Source organism: Endozoicomonas sp. (assembly GCF_031844845.1).
In the GTDB taxonomy this organism is placed as follows: domain Bacteria; phylum Pseudomonadota; class Gammaproteobacteria; order Pseudomonadales; family Endozoicomonadaceae; genus Endozoicomonas.
In genome coordinates, this window is the sequence record NZ_JAVRMB020000091.1 from 1 (window position 1) to 5,143 (window position 5,143).

The following is a 5,143-nucleotide window of genomic DNA, read 5'->3' on the forward strand; positions in this document are numbered from 1 at the left end:
GACGATGTTATTTCTGACGCCCCTGTACCAGGCCTTATACCGATATTCGAGCATAAACGATGTGATTTCACACAGTTGATTATGGCAGAGATAGCGCTGATTTCCTTTACGGCAAAAACCGTTCTTCCCAACGAGCGAGAGATGGCAGTCGGGGCATTTAACTTCAATAAGACACGTCATAAGACGTATATTGGGATGAAGAGTATTTTTGTCAGTATGGGATTATCCCTATCCACACATTTGGCCCACTACCCCCACTGATACTGTGGTTAGTGGGCCACGAATACTTAAGATTTTTTCCCAACCAGTCTCATGACCAGTTGTTCGACCGTTATACCCCGGCTGGCTCCCTCCTGTGCAACTGCATCAGAAGCAACGGCATTGCCAATAAGTGCAGCTTCGCTATGAGAAAAGCCCATTGCCAGCCCATATAGAAAGCCAGCGGCATGAGCATCACCCGCACCAATAGTATCAACGAGAGTCGTCACAAATGGAGGGATTAACTCAGGTTCCTCATTGCCCTTAAACAGGAACGCACCTTCTTTATCAACCCGGTAAAGAACAGGTTGACGGCTACGGACCGCCAACTCTTCGCAGAATACAGCAACAGACTGTTCAGCAGCCATCAACTCAGCCTCACGTCGATTCAGGGTAAACACAACCCCTCTGTCCTGAAGTCGCTGTATTTGTTCTTTGTTGATATCAACCAGTCTTGGGCCTAAATCCACCAGTACAGAGACAGAGCGATCAAGCTCTTCAATCCAGTCAAGAAACACACCTGAGCTGTCGGCTGCCAGCTGGTATCCGGATAAGTAGATAATGCCATTACTTTCGACTTCCAGTGCCCGCAGGTGGTTCAGTGTCCAATCAGCCTCTACACCCGCAGACGACAGAAAAGTACGTTCACCATCTCTTTCAACCATGGCTATACACCAACCATTATCTCCGGAAGCTCTTTCCTGAGTGATCGCAATACCTTCCTGCTCCAGCGTATGACGAATATGGTTGGCCCAGAGACCCTGGCCGACAGGAATACCTGTGACAAAATCCAGTCCCAAAGATTTATGAATACGAGCAATATTCAGTGCGCAACCGCCGACGGTAATTGACGACGAGTCCACAAAAACATCGTCACCTTTAGCAGGCAGCATCGGCGTATTCATCACCAGGTCAACAAAAGCCGCGCCAATCACATACACTTTACGCTGTTGCTGACCAGCTAAAATCTTTGAAACCAGATCCATCATTATTCTCCGCGCTGTATTCTGAGTTGTTCCAGCAGGTCCACGTAGCGATCAAGATTCAGGTCGTTGCGTTCATTAATGGTGTCCATGTAATAAGGCTTGAATGCTTCCACACCCCTGATCGCGCCACAAATCGCAGTGGCCATAGCACCGATGGTATCGGTATCTCCGCCCAGGTTGGCACACAGCAAGGCACAGCGATTCGGGTCAGTTTCTGCCAGTTCAACCATTGCCAGTGCGGCGGGAACAGACTCTATAACTCCGGTACCTGTGCCCAGAATGTGATAAACCTTTTCAGAAGCGTCTTCATCACCGTTACTGTTTTTTACCAGGTCAAACCCAAGCTCTATACGACGAGCCATGCTGGCACTGAAAGTTGTGATATTACGCTTCTGGGCTTTCTCTGCGATCTCCGGCAGTTCAGCCTTGATAGCTTCCCAGCTGATGCCATCAATCGCCCGCGCAACAGACCATGCCACCGCCACAGCGCCAGCCAATGCCACATCAGACTTATGGGTTGCACTGCTCAACTGAAATACGTCTTCGATAAAATGGTCGACACAGGCTGTGGATAGCATGGAAGCCACAGGTGCAATACGCATCGCTGCGCCATTGGTCATACCGTTATTGGGCAGTTCAGAGACTGGAATACCTTCTTTGATGGCATTCAGAGCGACTTTGGAGGTTGGGCCCAGAATATTTTTGTTGAATGCATCAATCCGATAAGCCCAGGCAAGAATATTCTGACCAATAAGTACTGGATCAATGTCGCCTTTACGCTCAATCACTGCATCGGCAACAGCCAGAGCCATAGATGTGTCGTCTGTAAATTCACCTTTTTTAAAGTAGCAAGCGGCATTATTTTCAGCAGGGCCGTCCAGAAAGTCAGTAATCTCACCAAAAAAACTTTTGACCCGTTCACGAGGCCAGAGCTCGGAGGGCATGCCCAGGGCATCTCCAATAGCCTGACCATAAACAGCACCGGCGATACGGCTCTTAATGTTGTTATCAGGAGTTGAAATTGTCATCTTCAGGGTATTCCATCCAGTCAGAGCTCAACAGGAGCTCTGACATCTATCAAAAAAAATTAGGCAGGGGTTGGAGTCGCAGTACCGGATTGCAGATCAACAGGCTTGATATCTTTATTCTTTTCATTGAACAGAATAAGGAAGAGCACAGTAATCACTGCAACCATAGCCGTTGCAATACTCCAGGTGGCACCCCAGTTAAACGTAATATTTCCTATTGGTTCAGCCAGTGTCATCGCTTCCATAGTCTGACCGCCAATCCAGTTACCCAGCAGGCTGCCTAGCCCCTGACAAATCAGAGTGATCAGACCTTGAGCTGCGGTTCTCATGTGTGCGGGTGCTTTCTTATCAACATAGATGTAACCCGTCACGTAATAGAAGTCATAGCTGATGCCATGTAACAGCAGACCGCCGAACAGCATCGCGTATGGCAGGAGACTGTCGGTACCACCAAAAATGAAGAATACATAACGCAAGCCCGTTGCAAGCAGTCCGATCAACAGCACTTTCTTGATACCCCAGCGGCGCAGGAAGAAAGGCAGCAGCAACATGGCAAATATTTCAGAGAATTGCCCCAGAGTCATCCAGCCAGTGGCAGAAGGCATGCCAACCTGAGTCAGATAACCGACAGTGAACTGATAGTAAAACGCCATTGGCGCAGCAATCAGGAATGAACAGAGGGCAAAGGCAGCGAAAGAGCGATCTTTCAGCAGGCCCAAAGCGTTCAGGCCGAGAATATCAACAACACTAGTCTTAGTGTCTTTCTTTGCTGGTGTGTCAGGCAGAAACAGGCTGTATGCAGCCAGAACCAGAGAAGCGAAAGCTGTGATCTGTAAAGGTACAGCCGTTGTGGAAATATCTTCAAAACCCATCAGGCCCGGTAGGAAACCAACCACAACGCCGGAGAAAATCCAGCCGATGGTGCCCAGTACGCGGATTTTCGGAAAGTCTTTTTCACTGTCTTCAACGTTACTGAATGCAATACTGTTGGTCAGGGCAATAGTCGGCATGTAAGTACAGGCGTAAATCACCAGAACCGGAAAGAAAGTTTCAAAACTGGTCAGTTTCGAAAGGTAGAGCATTAAAGCTGCCCCCACCAGATGAAGAACAGCCAGTACTTTCTGGGCAGCAAAATAGCGGTCTGCAATAACACCGACAAAAATAGGAGCCACAATGGCGGCAATAGCCGTACTACTGTACGACCAGGCAATCTCGCTGGGAGAAAAGCCCAACCCATTCAAGTACGCCCAGAGCGGAACAAACCAGGCTCCCCAGATAAACCATTCAACAAACATCATTGCTGACAGTTTTGTTTTAATCCCCATACCGCCCCCTAAACCAAAAAAAAGGATACCAGTGGATATCAGTGGATACCAGGGGGCACCATAAGGGAACCTTGGCTTTTATTTTTTGATCCAGGGCAACAAATGTGACAGAAACTGGGATTCTTTGTTCTTTTTAGGTGTCAGGAGAAATCTATGCAGTTGAAACTGTAACGTTATGCGCCCTTCCGGACGCAAGGAAGGAGGTATACTCAGTCTTCGAAGAAAAACTCATAGGCATCACTGCGACAGTAGTTGATGCAGTATTCTAATGGCAGGTTGGTATCTTCAGAATGGACAAGCTGACGCACAATCAGGAGAGGACAATCTTCCTGAAGATCCATTAAGGTTTTCATCTTTTCACTGGGCATAGCAGCGCTAATGTAGCTTTCTTTATGTCCTAGTTTGATATTATTTTCTTTGAAAAACTGATAAAGAGAGTCTCCTATGTTTGCAATATCAGAGATCGAGCTACAGTAAACATAGGAATTCTCAACAGACACAGCCATGCCATTAATAAACCGTAGCCGTTTAAACTGATAGACCTCCGCTCCATCTTCAAGTTTCAGTTTTCTGGCGATATCTCCGGATACGTTAATCTTTTTTCGTTGTAGCCAGCGTGTTGAAGGCACGCCACCATGGTGTGAAACCATTTCAGAGAAACCTTTTTCACCCTTGATAGAATAATTGATCCTCCGGGTGACGAAGGTTCCCAGCCCCTGGGCACTGTCGATAACTTTATCTTCCCTGAGACATTCAAAAGCGTGGCGCACAGTTTTACGGGAAATGCCCAGCTCCTGCATCAATGCTCTCTCACTTGGTAAGTAATCATTCGGAGCAAGAATACCCTTTGTTATAGATTCCCGTATTGCTCGGTTTAGCTTCTGGTAAAGAGGGGCGGGATCATTGCCGGAAAGTTGTTTACTGACAAAATTGTAAAAATCAGATGTCATTCATTAGCCCCCGAAGAAAAGCATCAATTATATAAATCCAGCCATATTATACAGATTGCTGGATAGTGACAGGTCAGGAAATGTATGTAGAAGAGTCAGGACTTATCTGTCACATCCACGGGTTCTGCTATGCATGGGATAAAAATTTGGAAGCCTTGATTTGAGCTTTAGGACAGAACTTGTATTTTGTTTATTTCTGCACGTTTATGATCTGCCTTCATGCCTTTTCTCCGTGAATCACCATTCAAAGATGCCCGCAAGTAACCTGGAGTGGAGCTAGTTATATGGCAGTCAGCTACATGATGAGTCAGGCTGTCTACTGCTTGATGATGAAAGCGATGAAAACAGGCACTGCCGGAGTCGCTTCAGGGGCGGATACTGCTGGGTATCTCCAAGGCGATGCGCCTGCCGTTCCGGGATTACCAAGGTGACCCGATGTTTTTTAATCTGAGCCGAAAATCCGGGGTCAGGTCTTTCATCGTGCAGCTATGAAAATTACAAGACCCTACCCCGCATTACTTCTTCTTATGTTATCTGCGCTATAAGGCTACAGATATACAATATCCGCTAAATTATATGTCTGATTGTCTTAATCA

6 protein-coding genes are annotated in these 5,143 nt (G+C 47.0%); 2 read left to right on the plus strand and 4 right to left on the minus strand.

Going from position 1 to position 5,143, the window contains the following annotated elements; translation table 11 throughout:
• Window positions 1-261, plus strand: a 261-nt coding sequence (locus tag RM811_RS04135) for a hypothetical protein (RefSeq protein WP_402521036.1), incomplete at its 5' end; no start/stop codon positions are given.
• Between the two features lie 26 nt (window positions 262-287).
• On the opposite strand, the gene RM811_RS04140 is transcribed toward RM811_RS04135, so the two are convergent.
• From RM811_RS04140 to RM811_RS04155, 4 genes are all read right to left on the minus strand, one after another.
• Window positions 288-1,247, minus strand: a complete 960-nt coding sequence (locus RM811_RS04140) for a PfkB family carbohydrate kinase (protein WP_402521038.1) — start codon at window positions 1,245-1,247, stop codon at window positions 288-290.
• On the minus strand, window positions 1,247-2,272 hold the full coding sequence (locus tag RM811_RS04145; RefSeq protein ID WP_402521040.1) for an ADP-ribosylglycohydrolase family protein: 1,026 nt from the start codon (window positions 2,270-2,272) through the stop codon (window positions 1,247-1,249). The genes RM811_RS04140 and RM811_RS04145 overlap by 1 nt, the downstream gene beginning before the upstream one ends.
• A 59-nt stretch (window positions 2,273-2,331) precedes the next feature.
• A complete protein-coding gene (locus RM811_RS04150) occupies window positions 2,332-3,597 on the minus strand; it encodes a nucleoside permease (RefSeq protein WP_402521041.1) in 1,266 nt (421 codons plus the stop codon).
• A gap of 209 nt (window positions 3,598-3,806) precedes the next feature.
• A complete protein-coding gene (locus tag RM811_RS04155; RefSeq protein WP_402521043.1) occupies window positions 3,807-4,547 on the minus strand; it encodes a GntR family transcriptional regulator in 741 nt (246 codons plus the stop codon).
• A 284-nt stretch (window positions 4,548-4,831) separates the two neighbouring features.
• Here RM811_RS04155 and RM811_RS04160 point away from each other — a divergent pair, with 284 nt between their 5' ends.
• A complete protein-coding gene (locus RM811_RS04160; protein ID WP_402521045.1) occupies window positions 4,832-4,978 on the plus strand; it encodes a hypothetical protein in 147 nt (48 codons plus the stop codon).
• Window positions 4,979-5,143: the final 165 nt, after the last annotated feature.